Consider the following 22,034-nt stretch of genomic DNA (forward strand, 5'->3'; position numbering starts at 1 on the left):
TTAACAAATTTTGCAGTAGCGGCAGGGTATGGGCGAGTTGGTGGTAGCTTTGATCCCAGGGGTGCGCCTGTGCGATAAAGCGGCTCACGTAAATCTGGTAGTCAGACGAGACAAAAGCCAATTCCGGTGCAATACCGGCGGCGGTAGCTTGGCGCCAACATTGAACTTCATTTTTGCGCGGGCAAAGGGATTGTGTGAGCGGATTATTTACCCGCAAAACCCAGTCACTACCCCTGGCGCGCACCCGTATATTTTTATTGCTGGTGCCCTTGCATAAAGGCTCGCCCCACTGCAGCTGGTCGAACCCCGCCGCCGCTAATTCGGTTTGCTGTGCTTGGCTCAGAATCATCGCGTTTAGGCGGCTTTTGGTTCATCGGGCAAGTTATCCTGCCAGCGCAGATAACCCACAACTGCCAGCACGATATAAATCAAGAACAACGCCGATGTCAGCATGAGCCCTTTGTGCACATAGAGGTAAATGGAGGCGATATCAATCGCTATCCAATAGAGCCAATTTTCGAGCACTTTTTGTGCGACTAACCAGGTGCACACCATCGCAAATACCGTGGTTGCTGCATCCAGCCAGGGGAAGTGCGCAGGCGTGTAATTGGCCATAACAAAACCCACCGCCAGTGATGCCAGCGTGCAGAGGCCAATTAAAACGAGGTGTTGCTTGAGTGTCCAGCTAACGACGGGTTTTGTGTCGACGTCGTCACTGTGTCGATAGCGCCACAAATAATAGCCGTACACTGCCATGGCCATGTAATACAAATTCAAGGCCGATTCCATTAGCAGCGAGACTTCCCAAAATAGCCAAGTGTAAATGGCGGTGCTGAGAAACGCGGCCGGCCAGCACCAAAGGCTTTCCCGGACGGCTAGGATTATGTAGGCAATGGCCAGTAGTACGGCAACAATTTCAGCCAGGCTTAGCCCGCTGAGTTCTTGCAGCGCCGCTTGAATAAAACTCAGTAGATCCATGGTTTATTGCCGATGTGACAGATCGAGCGAGCCGCCAATAAATTTACACACAAATACCGCTTTGCCCCATTTTTCAAAGCCCGCCTGCATTTCGCGCGACAGCATGGCCATGACTTCTTGATAGTCGCCGGTAACTTGGGTGGCCATGGCGTTGGTGACCCGCTGAATGTTGGGGTATTGCGCTAACCGGTCGATAAACCATTTGATCGGGTCGATATAACCTTCGCGGAAAGGGTACATGGAAATTTCAACAGTGAGCTTCATAGACTACTCCAGCAGGCCCGCAGGGGGCGCGACGATTGTTATTATGGTTGTGCATCCACGCAGCGCAAAGGCTGCCAATACGCGCTCGACGAGCCCGTGCAGGCCCGCGAGCAAGATGTTTACCTCAGTCCCTAGTGGAATTTGAGATTGAAGGTTACACCCAGTTGGCGCGGATCGCCAAAGCGGATGTACTGCTTGTCGGCCCAATCTTGATCGGGTTCGTTGCCAAAGTAAAAGCCGCGCACGCCGTAGCGTTCGTTAGTGAGGTTGCGACCCCATAGGTAGGCAGCCCACTGGGGGGCTTCATAGCCCAGCTTTGCATTCAACAGGGTGAAGGCCTTGGACTTGGAATCATTGCTGTCTGAATAATAAAACGCGCTTTTGCCGTTGGTGTTTAGGTTGGCGAACCAACCGTTGGCGGGGCGCAGGGTGATGCCGGCGCTGTAGGTGTAACGCGGTGCGTGGGCTAAATCCCGGCCCGACAGATCCACTTCTGCACCGTATTTGTCCTGGTAGCTGTAGTCGCCGTACTGCGCATGCAGGTAGCCGGCGCTGCCATACACTTCCACCCACTCGTTCACGGCCCACTGGGCTTCCACTTCCAAGCCGTAGTTTTCAGAGGCGCCGGCATTTTCCGTAAACAGCACAAAGCGTTGTGGATCGTCCGGGTCTTGCAGCGAGGCGGCTACTTGCTGGTCTTCGCGGGTCATATAAAACAGCGTGACGCTCGAGGTCGCGCTGCCTTGCCACCAGTGGGATTTTAGCCCCAGCTCAAAATTGTGCAGTGTTTCGGCGTCAAATTCTTTTTTGTCGGCGAGTTCTGCGGGCAAGGTCATGTTGAAACCGCCGGCCTTATAGCCGCGCGCCAGTCGCGCATAGCCCGTGTGAGCATCGTTGAAGCGCTGTGTCAGGGCCAAGTGGCCACCCCACATGGATTCGGTAGGCGCAAACTGATCGCCGTTGGTATCGCTGTAATCCGCCTTGCGATTTTCTGCGCGCAGGCCCACCGATAGCGATAACCGCTCGGTTAACTGCGTGTCGGTCTGGCCGAACAGGGCGGTGTTGGTGGCCTCGTAGGTGGATTGGAGCACCTCGTCGGGCCAGGTGTTGTACTCGGAATAGAGGTCGTTGTTTTCTTCCAGGCGATTGGCGTAAACGCCCAGTAACCAATCCGTGGTGTCTGCGAACAGGCGGCTGTTGTCGGTGGAGTTAATGCGCAATTCCTGCGACAGGGTTTGGCGATTGGCCTGTTTGTCCCAGGTGTAGTCGTATACACAGGGTTCAGTGCCAATGACATTCCAATCGTCGTCGTACTCGGAGCAGGTTTTGCTGGCCCAATAATCGGGGTTGGCCCAGTCGCCATCGTAGGCGTGGCGGTGATCGGTATCTGCCCCCGCGGTGATGGCGGTCAGCGCAATTTGCTCGCCCTGCCATTGCAGTTTGACGCTGCCCGCTTGTGTTTCCTGGTTGTCGACGCCCGGCTTATCGGTCAGCGTATTAAAGCCATTGTTGTCCAGTGTCCAGGCGTCGTAGTCGTTGTCCAGATTGGCGTAAAGATAGTTAATATCTATTTGCCATTGTTCGCCCGGGGTCCAGCGCAACTTGGCGCGGCTGGTTAGCTCGTCGCGCCCATTGGTGTCTGTGCGATCGAGATAGGTGTTGTCCCGATAGCCGTCCTGCTGCTGGCTTTCCAGCGCCAGTCGGTAACTCAGGGTCTCCGACAGAGGGCCGGATACCGCTACGCCCAAGCCCTGTTGGTTGTCGTCGCCCAGGGTGGCCTGGCCGTCGAACTCGAATGCCTCTGTGGGATCGTTGGTTTTTAAATAGATCATGCCGGCCATGGCGTTGGCGCCAAAGCGGGTACCTTGCGGGCCGCGCAAGACTTCCGCTTGTTGCACGTCAAAGGTGCTGGCGGCCATACCCAGCCCAGACAGGTCTATGTCGTCCACCATGAAGCCAACGGAGCTGTTGGGTGCGCCCTGGTAGTCTTCCTGCTCGCCTACACCGCGAATTTGAAAGTAGCGCGGGCGGCTGGTGGCGCCAGACCAGTTTAAGTTGGCAATGCTGTTGAGTACGTCTTCAAAATGACGGGCACTTTCGTCTTGCAGCGTTTGCTGGTCAATTACGGTGATGCTGCCGGCCAGCGCGGTGAGGGCTACGTCGCGAAAATCTGCCGTCACGGTAACTTCTTCAAGTTGTGTGGCAAGACTTGGCAAGCTGCACAGGGCGATGCTCGCGGCCAGAAGTGCTCGTGCGTGGGTGTGTGTTAACAGTGTCATAGGACCTCAATTCAAACAGTAAAATTGAGATCCGGCAAAGAGACGTGTTGGTGGGGAGGTTATTGTACGCCGTGGTCTTGCGCGCTTTTTTGCCCATTCCTACGCCGGTACTAGCCGGATCAGGTTCCAGGGTTCGTCGGTGACATCTCAGTCTGACTCAGTCAGACACCCCTTGGCGGGCGCGATTGTACCACTTTTGAATTTGCCGTGTTTGCTCGATAGGCGTCAATTCATCGACCTCTGCTTGGGCCAATTATTGCGCTCTGGAACTTATCCCCGGATGCCGTCCATCCCTAGTGCACCTATTAATGTCTTTTAAAAACAATCGCTTAACTGTGCTTATTCGCAGGATCAGCCACTGCCAATGCAAAAGATTGTTGTGCCCGGGCAGTGCTCGGCGCTCTTTAGCGCTGTTGGACCTGCAGAAATGTTGGGGCAGTGAGGTGCAGAACTCCACTAATCTAGAGCCTGCGGTGGGCTTGAAATATTTCTTGTCCTAATGGTCAGGATTTGATAGTTTCGAGCATCACACAGTCAGTCAGCACGGATTTTACGTATCGATATCCCTCGGGCGTAACGCGAGAAGCGCGTAAAGAAAATTCGTAACTGTGTAGAAAATTCAAATAAAAAAGACAACTTAGCGCGTTCCATATAGCTCATAAGGAAACGGCACCATGGTCGAAAAGCCAGTCTATCCAAAGAATGGTCGGACACTGACTGCAGAAGAAGTTGACTGCAATTTTGAAGACCTGCATCGGCCTCTGAGCGCTGCTCAAGCCATGGGTGCAGCAGACAGCTGCATTTATTGTTACAACGCTCCGTGTATTACCGCCTGTCCAACCTCCATCGATATCCCCACCTTTATTCACCAAATTAAAACCGGCAATGTGAACGGCGCAGCCGAAACTATCTTGTCTGAAAACATCCTGGGCGGTACCTGTGCCCGCGCGTGTCCTACGGAAGTGTTATGCGAGCAAGCCTGTGTGCGGAATTTAAATGACGAACCGCCCGTTCAGATTGGTGCCTTGCAGCGCTTTGCCGTCGATCATTTGATGGCTCAAGAGGGGCCGCATCCGTTTCAGCGCGCGCCCGCGAGCGGCAGAACCATTGCGGTGCTGGGCGCCGGTCCTGCAGGCCTGGCCTGCGCCCACCGCGCCGCAATGTTGGGGCACGATGTCACCATCTTCGAAGCAAAACCCAAACCGGGCGGTTTAAACGAATACGGATTGGCGGCCTACAAAATGGCTGACAATTTTGCCCAGCGCGAAGTGGAATTTCTAATGGGTATTGGCGGTATTGCACTCCGTCACGGTCAGCAGTTGGGGCGTAATTTGAGTCTTGCCGAGTTAACTGAAAGCTTTGACGCGGTGTTTATCGGCATTGGATTTACTCAGGCCAAGCCGCTTCCGATTCCCGGCGCCGACCTAAAGGGTGTGGAAAACGCCATCGACTTTATTGCCGCCATTCGCCAGGCAGAAAGAAAGTCTAGCGTGCCAGTTGGTGGCAATGTGGTGGTGATCGGCGGCGGCAATACCGCCATAGATGCCGCCATTCAGGCAAAACGCTTGGGCGCCAACAGCGTGACTTTGGTTTATCGTCGAGGCGAGGCAAATATGTCGGCCACCGCCTGGGAAATTGAGCTAGCCCGCAGCCACGGTGTTGTGATGCGTTTATGGGCCGCGCCGCTGGCCATCGAAGGTATAACCCATGCCGAGCGCATGACCTTTAATGAAATGACCGAAACCGACGGCGTCTATCAATCCCTGGGCACCACCTTTACCTTGCCCACCGATCATGTGTTGTTGGCCATTGGCCAGGCGATGAATAAAGCTGGGCTCGATGCGCTCGCCCTTGATGGCGGAAAAATTGTGGCAGATGCCAGCGGTATGACGTCAATGCCCGGTGTGTTTGCCGGGGGCGATTGCATTAACTCTGGCGAAGATCTCACTGTGCAAGCGGTAGAAGATGGCAAGCGCGCCGCGATAGCCATAGATCAATTCCTGCGGAATAAAAAAGGCTAAGTTATGAGTGATTTACATTGCACTATCGCGGGTATTCACAGCATCAATCCGTTTTGGCTTGCGTCTGCCCCACCGACAGATAAACAAACCAATGTGGAGCGCGCGTTTGCCGCTGGCTGGGGCGGCGTGGTGTGGAAAACCTTGGGTGAAAATCCGCCGGTGGTGAACGTGTCCAGCCGCTACGGTGTTCATAAAGACCGCAATAACGGCATTATTGGTATTAATAACATCGAGCTGATTTCCGATCGCCCGCTCGAAGTAAACTTGCGTGAGATTGAACAGGTCAGAAAAAACTGGCCAGATCGCGTCATTATCGGCTCGATGATGGCGCCCATCGACGAGCAGGCCTGGAAAGCCTTAGCCATAAAAATTGCCAACGCAGGCGTGCACGGCATCGAATTGAATTTGGGTTGTCCGCACGGTATGTGCGAGCGCGGCATGGGCTCGGCCATTGGTCAAGTGCCCGACTTGGTCGAGCAAACCACGCGCTGGGTACGCGAGGTGGTCGATATTCCGGTATTTACCAAACTCACGCCCAATATCACCAACATCTTGGTGCCCGCCGAAGCTGCGCTGCGCGGTGGCGCCCATGCAGTATCGTTAATTAACACGGTGAATTCGGTCATTTCTGTCGACCTGGATGCCATGGCACCCACTCCCGTCGTCGACGGCAAGGGTACCCACGGCGGTTATTGCGGCGCTGCGGTGAAACCCATCGCACTTAATATGGTGGCAGAAATTGCCCGTGCGCGCGAAACCCAAGGCTTGGAAATTTCGGCCATTGGCGGAATTGAAACCTGGCGAGATGCCGCCGAGTTCATCGCGCTGGGGGCATCGGCCCTGCAGGTGTGCACCGCGGCGATGTTGTACGGCTTTCGCATTGTCGACGATATGAACGCGGGCCTACTGAAATTTATGAAGGACAAGGGTTATCGCTCTATCGAAGATTTTCGCGGCTTGGCCGTGCCCAACACGGTGGATTGGAATGCCTTGAACATGAACTTTGATACCAAGGCGTTTATTAAAAAAGACGATTGTATCGAGTGCGGGCGTTGCTACATCGCCTGCGAGGACACTTCGCACCAGGCCATCAGCATTACCGACCTGGGTCAGGGGCGTCGGGAATTTACCGTTAAAAACCAAGATTGCGTGGGCTGTAATCTTTGCGCCCACGTCTGCCCTGTACCAGACTGTATTGAAATGCGCCCGGTAGCTAACGGATTGCCCCCGCTCACATGGCCAGAACATCCCGCTAACACCCAGGCTGCCAAGAATTCCTAAAACGCACTAACAATAAGATAAGGGTTCTCGTATGACCGATTTTCAAAGCGTTAATCAGCAGGGAAATGAACTTTGGAACGAGGACTTGGCCCCCACGCGCGGTGATCAGCGCACTTGGGACTGGAAGGCTTTTGCGGCACTGTGGGTGGCCATGGTGGTGTGTGTACCCACCTATATGCTGGCTGCAGGTTTGGTCGCCGAGGGGTTTAACTGGTGGCAGGCCGTGCTCACCGTGTTTTTAGGCAACTTAATTGTGGTCGTGCCGATGATGTTGATTGGCCACGCGGGCGCCAAGCACGGCATTCCCTTTCCGGTGTTGTTGCGATCTTCTTTTGGGACTCAAGGCGCCAAGTTACCGGCGGTGGCTCGCGGATTAGTGGCTTGCGGTTGGTTCGGTATCAATACCTGGGTGGGTGGCTCGGCCATCTATATCATTATTAACGCCGTATCCGGCAATGCATTTCAGGGCGCGGCACTGCCATTTTTGGGTATCGATCTCGCGCAAACGCTGTGCTTTTTGGCCTTTTGGGCGCTGCATTTATATTTTATTCGCTCGGGTACGGAGTCTATTCGCTGGCTGGAAACCTTGGCCGCGCCGTTTTTATTGCTGGCCGGATTGGCGCTACTGGCGTGGGCCTATGTCAACGCCGGCGGCTTTGGCGAAATGCTGTCGACGCCCTCGCAATTTATTGAGGGCGGAAAAAAAGAAGGTCAATTTTTTACCACTTTTGTTGGCGGATTAACGGCCATGGTGGGTTTTTGGGCCACCATGGCACTCAACATACCGGACTTTACCCGGTTTGCGCGCAGTCAGCGCGATCAAGTGATCGGCCAGCTCATTGGTCTGCCACTGCCGATGGCGCTGTTTGCATTTATTAGCGTTGCCGTTACCTCTGCCACGGTAGTGATTTATGGCGAGGCGATTTGGGACCCGGTAAAGCTGGCCGGGCGCATGGGCGGTTGGGGTGTCATCTTTGCCCTGGCGGCGTTGAGCGTGGCCACCTTAACAACCAACCTGGCTGCCAATGTGGTTGCGCCGGCGTACGGTTTTTCCAGTCTTAACCCGCGCAAGATATCGTTTCGCTTGGGCGGTTACATTACCGCAGGCATTGGTATCGCCATGTTCCCCTGGAAGGTCATGGAGTCGACGGGTGGCTACATTTTTACCTGGCTGATTGGCTACTCGGCGCTGCTTGGCCCTATCGCCGGGATTTTAATCGCGGATTACTTTCTATTGCGCAAATGTGAACTGAATGTGGCCGAGCTGTTTAACAGCCAGGGCCAGTACAGTGCGAACGGCGGCTGGAATCGCGCGGGTATAGCGGCGTTAATCGTGGGGGTACTGCCCAACTTGCCCGGCTTTTTACAAGTGGCGGGGTTCGTGGAAGGTGTGCCGACACTATTTTTAGATATTTACAACTATGCCTGGTTTGTGGGGCTTCTTGTGGCCGCCATTGTGTACCTTCTGTTGGCCAAAAATAATGCTTAAAGGGGTGGTTTCATGAGTCTATTGATCAGAGGCGGCACCATCGTTAACGCCGACCAAAGTTTCCGGGGCGATGTGCTGTGTGATAACGGCAAGATATGTGCAATCGGGGCCGATCTAGATATTCCGGCGGGCGCTGAGGTAGTCGATGCCGGCGGTTGTTTGGTCATGCCGGGTGGGATAGATCCGCACACCCACATGCAGTTGCCCTTTATGGGGACCGTGGCCTCGGAAGACTTTTTTACCGGTACTGCCGCGGGCCTGGCGGGCGGCACCACCATGATTATTGATTTTGTGATACCGAGCCCGCAGCAGGATATCTTAGAGGCCTATCACCAGTGGCGTGGCTGGGCGGAAAAGTCTGCGGCCGACTACAGCTTCCACGTGGCCATAACCTGGTGGGGCGAGTCGGTACACGCGGCCATGAAAACTCTCACCCAGGATTACGGCGTGAACAGTTTTAAACATTTTATGGCGTACAAGGGCGCCATAATGGCCGACGACGAAATATTGGTGAACTCCTTTAGGCGCTCGCGCGAGCTGGGCGCCATTTGCACCGTGCACGCAGAAAACGGCGAGTTGGTGTATCAACTACAGCAAGAAGTACTGGCACAGGGAATCACCGGGCCCGAGGGGCACCCCATGTCCAGGCCGCCGGTTGTCGAGGGCGAGGCCGCCAACCGCGCTATCCAAATTGCACAGGTGATGGATGTGCCGCTGTATTTGGTGCACACCTCCTGTGAGGAGGCCTTGGGCGCTATTACGCGCGCCCGTCAAACTGGCCAGCGGGTGTTTGGCGAAGTGTTGGCCGGGCACCTGGTGATAGATGACTCTGTGTATCGTCACCCCGATTGGGCCACGGCCGCGGCTCACGTCATGAGCCCGCCCTTTCGCCCGAAGCACCACCAAGAAAAGCTGTGGCAGGGGCTTCAATCTGGCATGTTGCAAACCACGGCCACCGATCACTGTTGTTTCTGCGAACCACAAAAAGCCATGGGCAAAGATGACTTTACCAAAATCCCCAATGGTACTGCCGGCGTTGAAGATCGCATGCACGTGCTATGGGACCAGGGCGTTAATCTCGGGCGTTTAACTCCCAATGAATTCGTTGCTATTACCTCGACCAATGCAGCGAAAATTTTCAACATTTACCCGCGTAAAGGTTGCGTGCAGGTGGGCGCCGATGCCGATCTGGTCGTGTGGGACCCGCAGAAAACGCGCACTATCAGTAAAGATACCCACCATCAAAATATTGATTTCAATATCTTTGAGGGCATGACAGTGACAGGTGTCAATACCGCCACCGTTAGCAACGGCAAGCTGGTGTACAGCGATGGCGAACTACGCGCGCAAAAAGGGGCGGGCAACTACGTCGAGCGGCCCTGCTTTCCAAACTATGTACACGCCATGGGCAAGCATACGCAAGCCACTAAGCCAACCGCCGTTAAGAGGTGAGCCAATGTACAGCGAACTTAGAATTAACAAACAACGCCTGTGGGACAGCCTGATGGAAATGGCCAAAATTGGCGCCACCGCTAAAGGGGGCTGCAATCGACTAGCCGCCACGGCACTGGATGGCCAAGCGCGCGATCTGTTTGTGTCTTGGTGTCGCGCGGCGGGTTGCTCAATTACCGTGGACAAAATGGGCAACATCTTTGCGCGCCGCGAAGGTAAGAATCCAGACTTGCCCGCGGTTGCCACGGGCAGCCATCTGGATACCCAGCCCACAGGCGGGAAGTTTGACGGGGTGTTTGGCGTGCTGGCCGGCGTCGAGGTGTTGCGTACCCTGGAGGAACATAACATAGAAACCGAGGCGCCCTTTGAATTTGCCGTCTGGACCAATGAAGAGGGTTCGCGCTATTCGCCCGCAATGCAGGGCTCGGGCGTCTATGTGGGCCGTTTTGATCTGGAGGCAGAGTTAAGCAAGACCGACTGCAACGGCCTGGTGCTGCGCGATGAGTTGAAAAAAATTGGCTATTTGGGCGACGCCGAGCCGGGCTCGCGCAATATAGGCGCTTTTTTTGAGACCCATATCGAGCAGGGGCCGATTTTAGAAGATGAAGAAACTGAAATTGGTGTGGTGCGTCTCGGGCAGGGTATCCGCTGGTACAACATCCTGGTTACCGGGCGGGAATCCCACGCGGGTACAACGCCCATGCATTTACGCGCCGATGCCATGGCGGCCGCGGCACTGATTGTGGCGGAAATAGAAAGCATTGGGCTGGCCTATGCCAACGGCGTGGGCACCGTTGGCTTTATGGAAGTCTACCCAAACTCCCGTAACACCATTCCCGGTACGGTAAAATTCAGTGGCGATCTTCGCAATCCAGATCCTAAAGTGCTAGAGGCGATGGACACTCGCTTAAAAGCCTTTTGCGCAGACATCGCCAAAAATCGCGGCGTGTCGGTAGAGGTCGATCCGTTTTGGTATTTTGCGCCAGTTACATTCAGCGCGTCGGAAAACGTGAAAATTGCCGCACAAAAGTTGGGTTATAGCCACATGGATATCTACGCCGGCGCCGGGCACGACGCCTGCTACATGGCCGATATTGTACCCTCGGGCATGGTGTTCACGCCCTGCAAAGGCGGTATCAGCCACAATGAAATAGAAAGCACCACGCCTGAACAGTGCGAGGCGGGCTGCAACGTGCTGTTGCATGCGATGTTAGAGGCATCGGCCTCCATGAACTAAAACCACGACCTTTGCAGTCAGGGCGCATCGTCTGACGAGCAGTGTGTAGTGTTCAACGGTTGATGTGCAAAGAAGGTTGGTGCATAAACTATTACCTGGCTGCCCGTGACAAGAGCCGAAGTCCCTAAGTGTGCAGATAATTTTTAACGTCAAATCTGGGCGTGCAAATGGCCAAAAAAACTAGATTTTCTGCGCCGGTGTTGGTTATGCGCTGGCGTACCATTGGCGGTATTAGCACTACATCGCCAACGATAACAGGGCGCGGCGCTTCATCACCTATCTCCACAAGGCCTGTACCTGACAATATACAATAGCGCTCCGCAGTTTCCCTTAATTTATGCCATGCCGTCGTAACGCCGGGCTCTACCCGAGCCTGGGCTATGGAAACCTCTGGGTCGGCCTCGGTGTTAGATAGCTCGGTAATGTAGCAGCCCTCTGTGTCAAAAAAATATTCAGCTTTCGCTGGATTTTTCTGGCTGGTCATCGTGCTATTTCCTTGTTCATAGGGTGGTTTTTTGTGAGGAACAGGTGCAGAGGATCGCCGGATTTCTACATTGTTCGCTTGATTATAGATAAAGCGATTGGCTGGGTCTAACGCGCATTTAAAGAGTGTTATTCGATAACACGAGCGATAGAAAACCTGCTGGCGGTGCTTTGCAGGTAAACAAGAAGTTCCGCAAAAGACGAGTAATGCTGAAGGTGGGTGGATAAGCTTTCTTTAGAGGAGGTGAATCAGCACTGGCCGTGCGCTTGGCATACCCAATACGGTCTTTAGCTTTCGGACACGGGTGCATTGTATGCGGCGCTACTTGCAAATTTTATAGCTATTCGGATGACGAGATCGGTCCAGAGGGGCGATTCCAAAGCGTCGCTGCAGAAGGTGCTGAAGTGGGCACTGAAAAGCCCCGCCAGCCTAGAGTACCACTGGCCGCTGAATATCCTTGGCGATGTGAGTGCGGCCGAGTATCAGCAGGCGGAAATTGATCTGGAATAGCGCCTCGATATAAGTTTCAGGCTAAGTATCTAGGAGGAATTTCGGGTAGGCCTTAGCGGTGAACTAGCTGAGTGTTGCAAGTCTTGCCGACCACCTGCCTTTATGGGTGTTCGTACAGTTTTCTTCTGAGTCAAAAGTGATGCGGGCTCTGTCAATATCAACGCCAATCTCAAAGAGCTTGCGTTGAATAAGCGTGCAGCTATCGTGACGGCAGGGGGTTGCCAGGAACTTGCTTAGATTATCATTGGTATCAAATACACAAATCACCCTGAGACTTTTTGGAAATTGGGCGTAGTTTACTAGGTGTGTTAGCCAAAGAAATCCATGAATATTTTTCAGGTGATTTTCACAGGCGTCGGTGAGTGCCGTAGTGATTTTCTGGTCGTTTTTCTTGTCAATTTTTCGCATGATTTTTTGTACTGATCTCTTATATGTTCGGTATGTATGGCGTATTCACGCCGACCAACATCTCCACTGAATCAGAGCGTAAGATAGAGCGGACAATGATAAAAACAGAATAGACATGATAAAAAATATTAGTTGCGAATTTTCGTTGAAAGCGAAATTTTGGCGTGCCAGAAGGGATTCTCCTGTGTTGAATGCAGTTCTGTCAATAAATGGTGTCGAGCTGGGTGGGTTATCATCGCTAATAAGGTTTTTTAGTTTAAGTCGCGCACCTTCGCTTATGGCCAGTCGCCACATTCGATTGGGCTGTATGTTTGCAAGTCCAACATTTTGCAGCCATGTTCAGTGTTTAGCCGCTCCGTCTTTCTTATCTTTTTTGAGAGGTGGATATCTACACTGCAATAATCTATTAAGGCTTATATCTTTGTTTTTTCGAAATCCTGCAGTACGAATGCGTTAACCCATTATGGGATTTCTAGGTGTTGAAAAAGGCATCCCGTTTGCCTGGGTTTTTGGGCTGTCATTAACGTCCTTGTGATCTTCGTAGACTTTCTGCGGGTAGCTGCCGATCTAATCGTCAGCCAGTATTGGAGCTAACCTCTGGTGCGCCACAAAGTGGTGCGTTAGTTGGTTTTACACCCTGCATATCACCAAGTCCTCACACATCGCCAAGGCTTGCTACACTGCAGTATACGACGAAAGCCGGGTAGCCTGATGCATGGATGCCCCTAGCCTCTCAAGGAAGCCGAACTAGCCCATGCGCCAATCTCTACAAATTACTGCAAAAATGAATGCCGCGGCAGGTGCTTTGGCGCTTTGGACGCTGTTCTTTGGCGTATTGTGCAGCTCTTTGACCACGGCAGAAGATTTGGTCGAAGTGCGAGTGCAGCTTAAGTGGTTTCACCAGTTTCAGTTTGCCGGTTTTTATGCGGCGCAATCGCGTGGATATTTTGAGCAGGCCGGCCTAGCTGTGCAATTAATAGAGGGTAGTCCTAGTATAGACCCGGTTGAGCAGGTGTTGGCCGGTGTGGCTGAATTCGGCGTGGGCAATTCCTCCTTGGTGTTGGATTATCTGGAGGGCAAGCCGGTGGTGTTAGTAGCCGCGATTTTTCAGCATTCGCCCTTCGTTATCTTGGCGCGCGAAGAGGCCGGGCTGGAAAGTGTGAAGGATCTTGAGGGCAGAACGCTTATGGGGGAAACCCATGCTGCCGAGCTTATGGTTTACCTGATAGCGGCGGGAGTGGATTTATCAAAGGTGAACTCGGTTGCCCATACTGGCGACATGCGCAGTTTAAAGGTAGGGCGCCACCCCCCCATTCACGCCTCTACTGCCTATATTTCTACAGAACCGTTTCAGGCGATTCGTGCCAATATTCCCTACCAAATTCTATCGCCTAGAGATTTGGGTATCGATTTTTACGGTGATTCGCTTTTTACAAGTCGCGCCTATGCCGATGCCAATCCAGAGGTGGTGAAGGCGATGCGCGATGCGTTACTGCAGGGCTGGCACTATGCTCGCAGGCACCCGGAAGCTATTGTCAGTGACATACTTGCCAACTACCCTGAGCGCAAAGGTCGACTGGGGTTGACCTTTGAAGCCCATGCCATCAGTGGGCTGCTGGGCGATGAATTGGTAGAGTTGGGCTACATCAGCGGCAGCCGGCTCGAAAAAATTGCCTCGCTATTTACCGATGCTGGATTGACTACGGGGACTAAAGACTTAAACGGCCTGTTGTTCCAGCCCTCTGAAGAGATGCCTCCCTGGGTGGGGTCGAGTATTGTGACCTTGGTGGTCATTAGTCTGCTTTCCATGGTTGTTGCCGTGCGTTTTCAGCGATTAAATGCCCAGCGATTAGAAGAAATTGAGCATCGAAAGAAATTAGAAGCAAAGCTCAGTGAGCAGGCGCGTACCGATTCGCTGACTGGCCTTGCGAATCGACGGCGATTCAGAGAGGTGAGTGAGCGGGAATTTTTGCAGACACAGCGTCACAAGCGCCCCCTGGGCATAGTTATGATCGATCTCAATGATTTTAAGCAAATCAATGACAGCTACGGCCACCATTTTGGCGATCTGTGTTTACAGGCAGTGGCGCAGGCCTGTCGAGAGAGTGTGCGGATAGGGGATCTAGCGGCGCGTCTTGGTGGCGACGAGTTTATTTTACTGCTCCCCGATGCATGCCAGGCATCGGCCGACGACATCAAGCAGCGTATGCGGAAAAAGCTGGAGTCTACTCCGGTACAGGATGGCGAACACGGCCCAGTAGTGCTAAGTATTAGTGTTGGCACGGCTTGGTGGCAGGCATCAGACCATAAGCTGGATGATATTTTGCAGCGCGCTGATGAGAATATGTACGACGAAAAACGCCAAGCGCCGAAGCCGTAAATTTGGGGGCGGCGTGCGTAACGCTGTTAAATTTATCCGTGATATACCCAAGCTCAAACATATATTCTGTACGCTTTTCTGCCGGTGGTTGTTAACAGCTCCTGCCGTTGTATTGAAAGCCCACGTAAGGGCTGATTGCGAAGCGCATGGGGGTACGCGCTTAGCGCGGTGATTAATCTTATCGATCTTCTTACGACCTATAAAAATGCGCCGCTAATTGCGGCGCAGCGAACCTGCGACTTGGGTTGTTAGCCGCGTTTCCCTAAATTGTCTTTAATTTCCTGTGCATCGTACACGTCGCCAGTGGCCGGTTTTACACCTTTGCCCATGCGTATCTCTATGCTGGCAACGGCTTCGTCTGTACCCATACCGCTGCTGACTCCGACACCGTAACTGGTGGTGGGATGGCTCTGGGGGGTGCAACCCAACAGGCCGCAGCTCTTGGTAACCGTGCGGCCCGACTGCATACTGGTGCTTACACGATCTTCGGTTTTTTCCACACGGGTTTCGCGATCGACCACCACAAACCAGTCGTAGCCTTTTTCTGTGGTTAGCTCAGCCGCGCGCAGCAGTGCGTAGTTTTTGGCTTTGCTCGCGTGGCTGCTTTTAGCTTTGTAGTCAATGCGGTAGCGGTTTTCGCTGATTTCGCTTTCCGAGTAGCCATAGCCACTGCCGTTGGCGGCCTTGTAGCCGCTAGTGCTGGCGCAGCCGACTAAGGTCAGCGCAAAAAATCCGGCAATAAGTAACTTGTTCATGGGCATCACCTCACGGGTTTGTGGAAGGGTTGGTGTGTATTGCTTGCCACTGATTGGCAATGGCTTGCGCCTCTTCGGCGCGGTTTAAAAATGTTCCCACAGCCATTTTTTCAACCACCGCGTTGATGGGGTTGTCTGCACTGGCCGTTTGATAGTCGCTGGGTTGTTCTTCGCCAACTTCCGTAGTGAGTGTCACCACCTGATGCCATTGCTCGGCACCTCGGCAGGCTACTGCCTGGGTATGACTATGTGCGCTGCGGGTGTCGTACTGGCGGCAGTGCAACCCCTGGGCATTGGTGAAACTGATGCGCGGCGTCAGTTCGGCATTGGCCGCCAGCGCGACGGTTTGGCCACTGGGGGTGGTATCTAGCGCCGCCGCTATTTGCGACCAGCTGTGGGAGCCAGTGGATTGCGATCCCAGCCAATGGCTTAGCCCAAAGCCCACCGCAAATGCAATGCTCGCGGCCATGGCCAAATGCTGGCGCCGGACAGTGGGGAAGCGCAAAATGCGTGCGCGACTTTGGCTACCGTCTGATTTTGCGGCGCTTAATAAGTCGGTCACCGCCGTCGGTAGTGGGGAGTTGTCAATGGCGCTGTATGACTCGCGCACCTGGGTGTCTACGGCGGCCAGTTCTGCCAGCCGATTGGCGATGGCTTCGTCTTCGGCGATGCGATTGCGCACGGCCTCCATTTCCGCTGCGGGCAATTCTGCGTCTAGAAATGCCGATAGTGTTTCGTCGGTAATGTTCATGCGGTTATCCTCTCGACCGGCGCGTTTAACGTATTGGCCAGGGCGGCGCGGGCGCGCGCCAGCCGGCTCATGACAGTGCCCATGGGAATGCTGAGTATCTCTGCCACATCTTTGTACGACTGCCCCTGCAGGCACACTAGCGACAAGATTGAGCGTTGATCGTCCGGTAGCTTGTCCATCGCGCGGTTGACGCGTTCCAGCGTCATCTTTTGTTCGATGGCGTGGGCGCCGTCCACTATTTGGCCGTCGCTAAGTTCCGGTGACTGGGCGGCGGTCTGGCGCACTTTCTGGGCCCGGTAGTCGTCGATCCACTGATTGCGACACACCCGGAAGGCCCATTTGGCCAGCGGGACACCCTCAGGCACCGGCTTGCTCAGTAATTTTTCGACTGTGCTTTGCAGCAGGTCATCGGCATCCGCCATCTGCCCGGTGAGGGAGAAGGCAAAGCGCCGCAGAGCGGGCAATAAGTCGGTTAATTCTTGGTGCATTGGTTAGTTTCCCCTTGTTTCACCCTGTTAACGGGGCAGGCCGAGGTTTATTCCCAGTGTTTTGGAATTTTTTTTATGCCAGTGCGTTAACTCTGTACAACTGCACACATGCGGGGCTTGAAAGACTGCCCCGCAATCTTCTAGCCTCGTCGTAGGCCTGCCAAAACGGGCGGCCCAAGGATAGCGATCATGAGTAAAAAACGCACTGGCTGTACGCTGAGCTTGCTAACTGCCGCACTGTTGGCTGCGGGGCCGGTTGCCGCGCAGCTGCTGGACACCCAGGCCGTCACCGGCACCCTTAACGATGTCGGCCGCCAGACCCAGGCAGCCGATCGGGCCCTGGAGCAGGCCGCAGGCGAAGCCGCTAGCTCCGCACGCCAAGCGGCGATGACTGCCGAGGCGCGCGCGCGCGACGCGGCACTCGACCCCGTCACTCGCGCCCTGGCTAATCCACTGGCCGCCCTGCCCGAAGCCCTGCCAATTAGCGACCTACACGGTAAGACGGCGTTGGTGGAAGTCGCCACCGAGGACGGCTGGCGGGCCGTGGCGCGCGAGTGGCTGGTCTGGTTGTCGGAGGCCGAGCTGCAGGCCTTGTCAGTACCCGGCATTACCTTGATCAGCCAAGAGGTTATGCCCGCCCTGGGTATGGCGTTGGTGCGTTTTACGGTAAGCCCGGCGCTCGATAGCCGGCAGGCCCTGGAGGCGGTTTTGCCACAAGCACTGCATGGCCAGCTCGACCGCAATCATACGTTTAACAGTCAGGCCGACAAGGGCCTGGTCTCGGTGGCGTCTAAAGCAACGTCTGGGGGCAATCGGGGGAGTGCCGAGAACAGTTCGCCGCCCGCGTGTTTGCGCCCCGTGCGCGTGGGCATGGTGGACACCGCAGTGCAGTTGGCGCACCCGGCGTTTACCGGTGTGCAACTGCACCGGCAGGATTTTTTGCCTGCCGAATTGGCCGCACCAGAGGCCCACGGCACGGCGGTGGCGGGGCTGTTGGTAGGTCGAGATGGGCGGGGTTGGGCGCGGCTTCCCGAGGCGCACTTATTTGCCGCGGCCGCATTCTACGGGCGCTCAGATTATTCCCAGGGCGCCACCACGGAAAGCCTGATACAGGCATTAAATTGGCTGCTGACCCAGCGCGTGGACGTTATTAATTTGTCGTTGGCGGGCCCGCCCAATCGGCTCCTGGCCATAACCATCGAACGTATCGCCGCCCGGCATATTGCACTGGTAGCGGCAGTGGGCAACGAAGGCCCGGCTGCGCCGCCCCTGTACCCGGCCGCTTTTGACGGGGTGATAGGCGTCACGGCCGTGGATGATCAACTCCGCGTGTACCGCTGGGCCAATCAAGGCGAGCAAGTGGATTTTGCTGCACTTGGGGTCTCCGTTGAGACCGCGCGGGCGTTATCGGACGCGCAAACCGAGCGCTATGGGCGGGAGTCTGGTACGTCTATGGCGGCGCCCATTATCACCGCGCACATGGCCTGTGCACTGTCGGCGGGCCTATCGGTATCCTCGGCGCAACATGCTCTGCGCCAGCAGGCGATTGACTTGGGCGCCGACGGACGCGATCCGGTATTCGGCGACGGGTTCATTCGCTAGCAGTAGGTCGCTCAAATCTTCGCATCCAGTTGCCCGACAGCGATGCTTTCGAGGTGATTTGGCGATGAGCTAAGATGCCTGGTTGCGCACCGGCCAAGTTCTTGTAAATACGACCTTCCGCGCGGTTCAAGCCGCTTATGGCGGCGCTTGTAATGAGCAAGCCCTGAGGCTGAGTAAATAGGTGGCTCGCGCTGTGACTATGACAGCCAAAGCGCGAGCAGGTGCTAAAAGCGGGCGGTTAATTGAATGGCTGCGAGCGTTTCGCGATAGTCCGCACTGTCAAAATTAGAGCGGTAATCGCTGTAAGTCACTTTGGTTGCCAGCGATACGGCTTGATTGAGTTCTACGGCCCATTTGGTGTCCCAGTGAAACTGTTGGTCGGCGCGGTTGGGTTGTGTGCTGGTTGAAGCAAGGCTGTTTGGCGCGGCCTCAGTGGCTGGCCCGATAAAATCTTTTTCTACATAGCGCCAACCCAATTGCCACTGGCTTGGCAAACTAGCCAATGAAAAATTGTGGGACCAGCGCGCGCGCAACGTTGTGCCCTCATAGCTGTAGTTTGCCAGTTGCGCGGACTCCTGCTCGCGAGCGATGCCGAGGCTAAGGTAGCTTTGCCCCTGTTGGGTAAACCAGTAGACATCGCCACCCCAGCCCTGGTTGTGCGCGTTGCGAGCGGGTTGCGTGCTAAAGGTTTTTGACTGATCACTGAGCTGGCCCCGCAGGTAAAGCTGCGAGTTGATTAACTTGCTGGCAAACACGTGGGTTTGCGATAGCGCTAGAAAATCCTGCTGGTCTAGCCGGGCGAGGGCCTGGTGCTTGCTGACTCCCAACGTTAGCGCACTGAAGTCGTAGCTGGCTTCCAGGAAGCCGCGGGTGACGTCCAAATCGAATTCATCGTAGGTCAGGTAGTGTTTATGGTCCTGCTGCAAGCCCGCGCGCAGGTTTAACCGGTCGCTGGCGCCCCAATGGGCCTTGACACCGGCGCTGAGCGTTGTGGCCCAATCGCTTTGATGGGTGACTTTATCGAGCTCCACCAAACTGACGTTGCTGTCGTACTCGCCTCCCGCTTCAAAGTGAAAGTTGATGCTGGGGCTGTCTGCCACCGCTGGCAAGCTGAGTGCGAGAGCGCTGAACAACACAGGGCGAGCGAGCGTTTGGCGGAGTGCACTGCGGCCGTGTTCGACCGCTTTAATGGGCGTGTTAAACGTATTCATGGGTGTGTCCTCGGTCTAGGCGCAATAGGTTGTTAGGACTGCGGTAGTAGGGCGGCGCGCAAGTCGACGCCGCCCGGTTAATAGGAATTACAACTGGTTGGTGATGGCTTCGGATATCGAGGCATCCACTGCTGACGCAACGGCAGCGTTTACCTGTTCGTTTACCGTAGCGGTCACCTGGTCGTTGATGGCGCTATTGACGGCGGTGTCCACGGCGCTGGACACCGCAGTGGATACGGCTCCCTGGACGGAATCATCGATAGTGCCCGAGATGGCGGCGGCCGTTTCAGTAGTCAGCGTGCCGCTCGCCGTGTGATCGAGGGTGCCCGATGCCGACTGCGCGAGTTGGCCAGAGGCCGCCAGTGCTTTATGGGCGCTGATGGCGCCTTCGCTCGCCACCCGTCCTTGCGCCGCTGTGGCGCTCGTAACGCTACCGTTAACAGCATCAGTCGGTTTTGCCGAGCCGACGTTTTGGTTGCCGGTAGCTGAGGCACTGGCCGCAGAGGCAAGTGCGCTCTCCGCGTGGCCGGCGGTTCCCGCCGCATTTGATGGCGCCGCTTGAGAAAGATCGGTTTGGCTCAATTGGCCCGCGCCTGTCAGCGTCAGAGCTGCATGCTGGGTGGCCTGTGCGCCAAGTTGCAGGGTGCTTTGCGCCGCCTGTGTTGCCTGGTGGCTTGTGCGCAGTTCAAGTGCGCTTGCCGCGCGCTGCGCCACTTGGGTGGTTGCGATGCCGTCCCGGGCTGTGTCGGACTTGCCGGCCAGCGCCGGTAACTTTTTCGGTGCTGGATCGATAACTGCGCCAGTTTCGCTCGCCGTGGCAGTGCCTGCACCCTCGGCGCTGTTGGGGCTAGACACCTGGGCGTTGGCTTGCCCATTGACGCGGGTTTGGCTGTGGCTATTTGCGTGTACAGCGTTTGATTCGGAAGGCTGGGCGGCGTGGCTGGAGGCCTGTGTCGTTGCCGCCACATTGGCCGATGCCTGCACTTGCACACTGGCACTTTGGCTAAAGGCTGCAGTGGATATCAGAGTACAGGCGGTAAATAACAGAGTGTGTTTAAACATGGGGTATACCTCATTGTGGTTGATTCACTCCAATAACGCGGCAGCTCAGAAAATATTCCCGGCTTTTGCTGGGCTGATGCAAAAATACGTGCAGCCAAGCCGGCAGTCGCGGCCGATGGCATGCGACTGTCTGACTTCTGAGGAGCCTCAATTTGGGGTTTCTCTCTGGGTATATCCGGTTTGCTTGGAGCGATATTGAAGAATTGGTGAAAGAATTGGTCTGACACTATGTGATTACCCAAGGCAGCTTGTTAAACTGCAGCGCGCATACTTATGCCCGCGATTCCGTGGATTAAATTGTTGGTCAATGGATCAAGTTTCGGAGAAAAAGCAGTGAAATATTTTGTCGGCGCCTACGCTACCTCGCCCAGCAGTATGGGTTGGGACCCCGAATTAGAAACCGAGTACTTCAACCAACTGAAAGCCATGGGCAACGTGCGCGGGTTGGAGCACCCATTTGTGGGTAAGCTCCACGGCGAAGACGATCGCTGGTTTTTGAACAATATTGATCCGAACTGGGAGTTCGTTTTTACCTGTGTACCCGGCACCATGGCCGCGCTCGGAAAAAATCCAAACTTTGGCATTGCCTCGGACGATGCGGCTGGTAGAGACGAGGCTCTGGCATTCATGGCGGCGGCGCGCGATGCAATCGCCCAATTAAACCAGCACGTTGGCAAGCCGGTGGTGAAGGCCATTGAGGTACAAACGGCGCCCAACCGCGCAAATGCCTCGGCATCCATGGCCTCGCTCAAGGCTTCACTCACGACTATGCAAAGCTGGGATTGGCAGGGCGCACGTATTCTCGTTGAACACTGCGATACCTACCTTGTGGGGCAAACACCTGCCAAGGGATTTCTCACGCTGCGTGAAGAACTGGCGGTACTCGGTGAATTAAATCAAACACTGGCCGCTGATATGGGTGTGGTCATCAACTGGGGCCGCTCGGTCATCGAAACCCGCACTGCGCGCGGTGCCTTAGATCATATAGAACAAGCAAAAGCGGCCGGTCTGCTGGCAGGTTTAATGTTTTCCGGAGTCACCGACAGCGACAACGAATATGGCGCCTGGAAAGATACCCACATGCCGGCGGCAAAATCCGCACACGGCACAATTGGCGCCGACGGCTCGCTGATGACCGACGTCGAAATGAAAAAATGTGTAGTGGCGGCAGGCGGCAGTGATTTGCCCGTGCTGGGCATTAAATTAGGTGTGCGCCCGAAAGATGCACCCCTGGCAGATCGATTGGCCTATATACGCTCGGCGCTGGCGATTTTGGACACAGTATAGGCCGCTCTGCAGTACGATTAATTGCCGCTTTACTTCCTTGTGAGCCCCACTGATTGAGCTGGAAACCAGTGGGGTGGCGAATATGGCGAAGCCCC

The 22,034-nt window shown here is 55.1% G+C and carries 20 protein-coding genes and 1 riboswitch; of the genes, 9 read left to right on the forward strand and 11 right to left on the reverse strand.

Features of this window, described 5'->3' with window-relative positions; translation table 11 throughout:
- From ACW8F6_RS13090 to ACW8F6_RS13105, 4 genes are all read right to left on the reverse strand, one after another.
- Nucleotides 1-349, reverse strand: a 349-nt coding sequence (locus tag ACW8F6_RS13090; protein WP_491576321.1) for a protein kinase family protein, incomplete at its 3' end; no start/stop codon positions are given.
- Nucleotides 350-354: 5 nt separating this feature from the next.
- Entirely contained in the window at nucleotides 355-978 is a 624-nt protein-coding gene (gene pnuC / locus ACW8F6_RS13095) for a nicotinamide riboside transporter PnuC (protein ID WP_491576322.1), read from the reverse strand.
- Between the two features lie 3 nt (nucleotides 979-981).
- Entirely contained in the window at nucleotides 982-1,242 is a 261-nt protein-coding gene (locus ACW8F6_RS13100) for a YkoF family thiamine/hydroxymethylpyrimidine-binding protein (RefSeq protein WP_491576323.1), read from the reverse strand.
- Between the two features lie 131 nt (nucleotides 1,243-1,373).
- Nucleotides 1,374-3,521 carry a TonB-dependent receptor gene (locus ACW8F6_RS13105; protein ID WP_491576324.1) on the reverse strand — a complete coding sequence of 716 codons (2,148 nt, stop codon included), beginning with the start codon at nucleotides 3,519-3,521 and terminating at the stop codon, nucleotides 1,374-1,376.
- A 79-nt stretch (nucleotides 3,522-3,600) separates the two neighbouring features.
- Nucleotides 3,601-3,704, reverse strand: a riboswitch (TPP riboswitch).
- Nucleotides 3,705-4,195: 491 nt separating this feature from the next.
- Here ACW8F6_RS13105 and ACW8F6_RS13110 point away from each other — a divergent pair.
- Genes ACW8F6_RS13110 through ACW8F6_RS13130 form a run of 5 tightly spaced genes read left to right on the forward strand, consistent with a single transcriptional unit; the run spans nucleotide 4,196 to nucleotide 11,001 of the window.
- A complete protein-coding gene (locus ACW8F6_RS13110; protein ID WP_491576325.1) occupies nucleotides 4,196-5,542 on the forward strand; it encodes an NAD(P)-dependent oxidoreductase in 1,347 nt (448 codons plus the stop codon).
- A 3-nt stretch (nucleotides 5,543-5,545) separates the two neighbouring features.
- Nucleotides 5,546-6,823 (forward strand): NAD-dependent dihydropyrimidine dehydrogenase subunit PreA, encoded by a 1,278-nt coding sequence (gene preA / locus ACW8F6_RS13115; protein WP_491576326.1) that lies wholly within the window; start codon nucleotides 5,546-5,548, stop codon nucleotides 6,821-6,823.
- A 31-nt stretch (nucleotides 6,824-6,854) separates the two neighbouring features.
- Entirely contained in the window at nucleotides 6,855-8,312 is a 1,458-nt protein-coding gene (locus ACW8F6_RS13120; RefSeq protein ID WP_491576327.1) for an NCS1 family nucleobase:cation symporter-1, read from the forward strand.
- A 12-nt stretch (nucleotides 8,313-8,324) separates the two neighbouring features.
- Nucleotides 8,325-9,764 (forward strand): dihydropyrimidinase, encoded by a 1,440-nt coding sequence (hydA, locus tag ACW8F6_RS13125; protein WP_491576328.1) that lies wholly within the window; start codon nucleotides 8,325-8,327, stop codon nucleotides 9,762-9,764.
- Nucleotides 9,765-9,768: 4 nt separating this feature from the next.
- A complete protein-coding gene (locus ACW8F6_RS13130; protein ID WP_491576329.1) occupies nucleotides 9,769-11,001 on the forward strand; it encodes a Zn-dependent hydrolase in 1,233 nt (410 codons plus the stop codon).
- A gap of 124 nt (nucleotides 11,002-11,125) precedes the next feature.
- Here the strand turns inward: ACW8F6_RS13130 and ACW8F6_RS13135 are convergent, their stop codons facing one another.
- Nucleotides 11,126-11,485: a cupin domain-containing protein gene (locus ACW8F6_RS13135; protein WP_491576330.1), complete on the reverse strand. Its 360-nt coding sequence runs from the start codon at nucleotides 11,483-11,485 to the stop codon at nucleotides 11,126-11,128.
- Nucleotides 11,486-11,833: 348 nt separating this feature from the next.
- Here ACW8F6_RS13135 and ACW8F6_RS13140 point away from each other — a divergent pair, with 348 nt between their 5' ends.
- Nucleotides 11,834-11,995: a hypothetical protein gene (locus ACW8F6_RS13140; RefSeq protein WP_491576331.1), complete on the forward strand. Its 162-nt coding sequence runs from the start codon at nucleotides 11,834-11,836 to the stop codon at nucleotides 11,993-11,995.
- A gap of 63 nt (nucleotides 11,996-12,058) precedes the next feature.
- Here ACW8F6_RS13140 and ACW8F6_RS13145 read toward each other — a convergent pair whose 3' ends face one another.
- Complete coding sequence (locus ACW8F6_RS13145) at nucleotides 12,059-12,403, reverse strand: Fis family transcriptional regulator (RefSeq protein ID WP_491576332.1); 345 nt, start codon at nucleotides 12,401-12,403, stop codon at nucleotides 12,059-12,061.
- Nucleotides 12,404-13,157: 754 nt separating this feature from the next.
- Here ACW8F6_RS13145 and ACW8F6_RS13150 point away from each other — a divergent pair.
- On the forward strand, nucleotides 13,158-14,783 hold the full coding sequence (locus ACW8F6_RS13150; RefSeq protein WP_491576333.1) for a diguanylate cyclase domain-containing protein: 1,626 nt from the start codon (nucleotides 13,158-13,160) through the stop codon (nucleotides 14,781-14,783).
- A gap of 248 nt (nucleotides 14,784-15,031) precedes the next feature.
- On the opposite strand, the gene ACW8F6_RS13155 is transcribed toward ACW8F6_RS13150, so the two are convergent.
- From ACW8F6_RS13155 to ACW8F6_RS13165, 3 genes are read right to left on the reverse strand one after another with little or no spacing between them, the layout of a single operon-like run.
- A complete protein-coding gene (locus ACW8F6_RS13155) occupies nucleotides 15,032-15,538 on the reverse strand; it encodes a CC0125/CC1285 family lipoprotein (RefSeq protein ID WP_491576334.1) in 507 nt (168 codons plus the stop codon).
- A gap of 10 nt (nucleotides 15,539-15,548) precedes the next feature.
- Nucleotides 15,549-16,289 carry a hypothetical protein gene (locus ACW8F6_RS13160; protein ID WP_491576335.1) on the reverse strand — a complete coding sequence of 247 codons (741 nt, stop codon included), beginning with the start codon at nucleotides 16,287-16,289 and terminating at the stop codon, nucleotides 15,549-15,551.
- Nucleotides 16,286-16,777, reverse strand: coding sequence for an RNA polymerase sigma factor (locus ACW8F6_RS13165; RefSeq protein ID WP_491576336.1), 492 nt, complete (start codon nucleotides 16,775-16,777; stop codon nucleotides 16,286-16,288). Before ACW8F6_RS13165 ends, ACW8F6_RS13160 begins: the two co-directional genes overlap by 4 nt.
- A 189-nt stretch (nucleotides 16,778-16,966) precedes the next feature.
- On the opposite strand from ACW8F6_RS13165, the gene ACW8F6_RS13170 reads away from it, so the two are divergent.
- Nucleotides 16,967-18,379 (forward strand): S8 family serine peptidase, encoded by a 1,413-nt coding sequence (locus tag ACW8F6_RS13170; RefSeq protein ID WP_491576337.1) that lies wholly within the window; start codon nucleotides 16,967-16,969, stop codon nucleotides 18,377-18,379.
- 224 nt (nucleotides 18,380-18,603) lie between these two features.
- Here the strand turns inward: ACW8F6_RS13170 and ACW8F6_RS13175 are convergent, their stop codons facing one another.
- Nucleotides 18,604-19,590: a hypothetical protein gene (locus tag ACW8F6_RS13175; protein ID WP_491576338.1), complete on the reverse strand. Its 987-nt coding sequence runs from the start codon at nucleotides 19,588-19,590 to the stop codon at nucleotides 18,604-18,606.
- Between the two features lie 87 nt (nucleotides 19,591-19,677).
- Nucleotides 19,678-20,652 (reverse strand): hypothetical protein, encoded by a 975-nt coding sequence (locus ACW8F6_RS13180; protein WP_491576339.1) that lies wholly within the window; start codon nucleotides 20,650-20,652, stop codon nucleotides 19,678-19,680.
- A gap of 333 nt (nucleotides 20,653-20,985) precedes the next feature.
- On the opposite strand from ACW8F6_RS13180, the gene ACW8F6_RS13185 reads away from it, so the two are divergent.
- Complete coding sequence (locus ACW8F6_RS13185) at nucleotides 20,986-21,939, forward strand: DUF4862 family protein (protein ID WP_491576340.1); 954 nt, start codon at nucleotides 20,986-20,988, stop codon at nucleotides 21,937-21,939.
- The last annotated feature ends 95 nt before the right edge of the window (nucleotides 21,940-22,034 follow it).

The organism is Simiduia sp. (assembly GCF_058345725.1).

Bases quoted from the DNA above. Each gene is read 5' to 3' on its own strand.
- pnuC (WP_491576322.1), bottom strand. From the start codon at position 978: ATGGATCTACTGAGTTTTATTCAAGCGGCGCTGCAAGAACTCAGCGGG.
- ACW8F6_RS13100 (WP_491576323.1), bottom strand. From the start codon at position 1,242: ATGAAGCTCACTGTTGAAATTTCCATGTACCCTTTCCGCGAAGGTTAT.
- ACW8F6_RS13105 (WP_491576324.1), bottom strand. From the start codon at position 3,521: ATGACACTGTTAACACACACCCACGCACGAGCACTTCTGGCCGCGAGC.
- ACW8F6_RS13110 (WP_491576325.1), top strand. From the start codon at position 4,196: ATGGTCGAAAAGCCAGTCTATCCAAAGAATGGTCGGACACTGACTGCA.
- preA (WP_491576326.1), top strand. From the start codon at position 5,546: ATGAGTGATTTACATTGCACTATCGCGGGTATTCACAGCATCAATCCG.
- ACW8F6_RS13120 (WP_491576327.1), top strand. From the start codon at position 6,855: ATGACCGATTTTCAAAGCGTTAATCAGCAGGGAAATGAACTTTGGAAC.
- hydA (WP_491576328.1), top strand. From the start codon at position 8,325: ATGAGTCTATTGATCAGAGGCGGCACCATCGTTAACGCCGACCAAAGT.
- ACW8F6_RS13130 (WP_491576329.1), top strand. From the start codon at position 9,769: ATGTACAGCGAACTTAGAATTAACAAACAACGCCTGTGGGACAGCCTG.
- ACW8F6_RS13135 (WP_491576330.1), bottom strand. From the start codon at position 11,485: ATGACCAGCCAGAAAAATCCAGCGAAAGCTGAATATTTTTTTGACACA.
- ACW8F6_RS13140 (WP_491576331.1), top strand. From the start codon at position 11,834: ATGACGAGATCGGTCCAGAGGGGCGATTCCAAAGCGTCGCTGCAGAAG.
- ACW8F6_RS13145 (WP_491576332.1), bottom strand. From the start codon at position 12,403: ATGCGAAAAATTGACAAGAAAAACGACCAGAAAATCACTACGGCACTC.
- ACW8F6_RS13150 (WP_491576333.1), top strand. From the start codon at position 13,158: ATGCGCCAATCTCTACAAATTACTGCAAAAATGAATGCCGCGGCAGGT.
- ACW8F6_RS13155 (WP_491576334.1), bottom strand. From the start codon at position 15,538: ATGAACAAGTTACTTATTGCCGGATTTTTTGCGCTGACCTTAGTCGGC.
- ACW8F6_RS13160 (WP_491576335.1), bottom strand. From the start codon at position 16,289: ATGAACATTACCGACGAAACACTATCGGCATTTCTAGACGCAGAATTG.
- ACW8F6_RS13165 (WP_491576336.1), bottom strand. From the start codon at position 16,777: ATGCACCAAGAATTAACCGACTTATTGCCCGCTCTGCGGCGCTTTGCC.
- ACW8F6_RS13170 (WP_491576337.1), top strand. From the start codon at position 16,967: ATGAGTAAAAAACGCACTGGCTGTACGCTGAGCTTGCTAACTGCCGCA.
- ACW8F6_RS13175 (WP_491576338.1), bottom strand. From the start codon at position 19,590: ATGAATACGTTTAACACGCCCATTAAAGCGGTCGAACACGGCCGCAGT.
- ACW8F6_RS13180 (WP_491576339.1), bottom strand. From the start codon at position 20,652: ATGTTTAAACACACTCTGTTATTTACCGCCTGTACTCTGATATCCACT.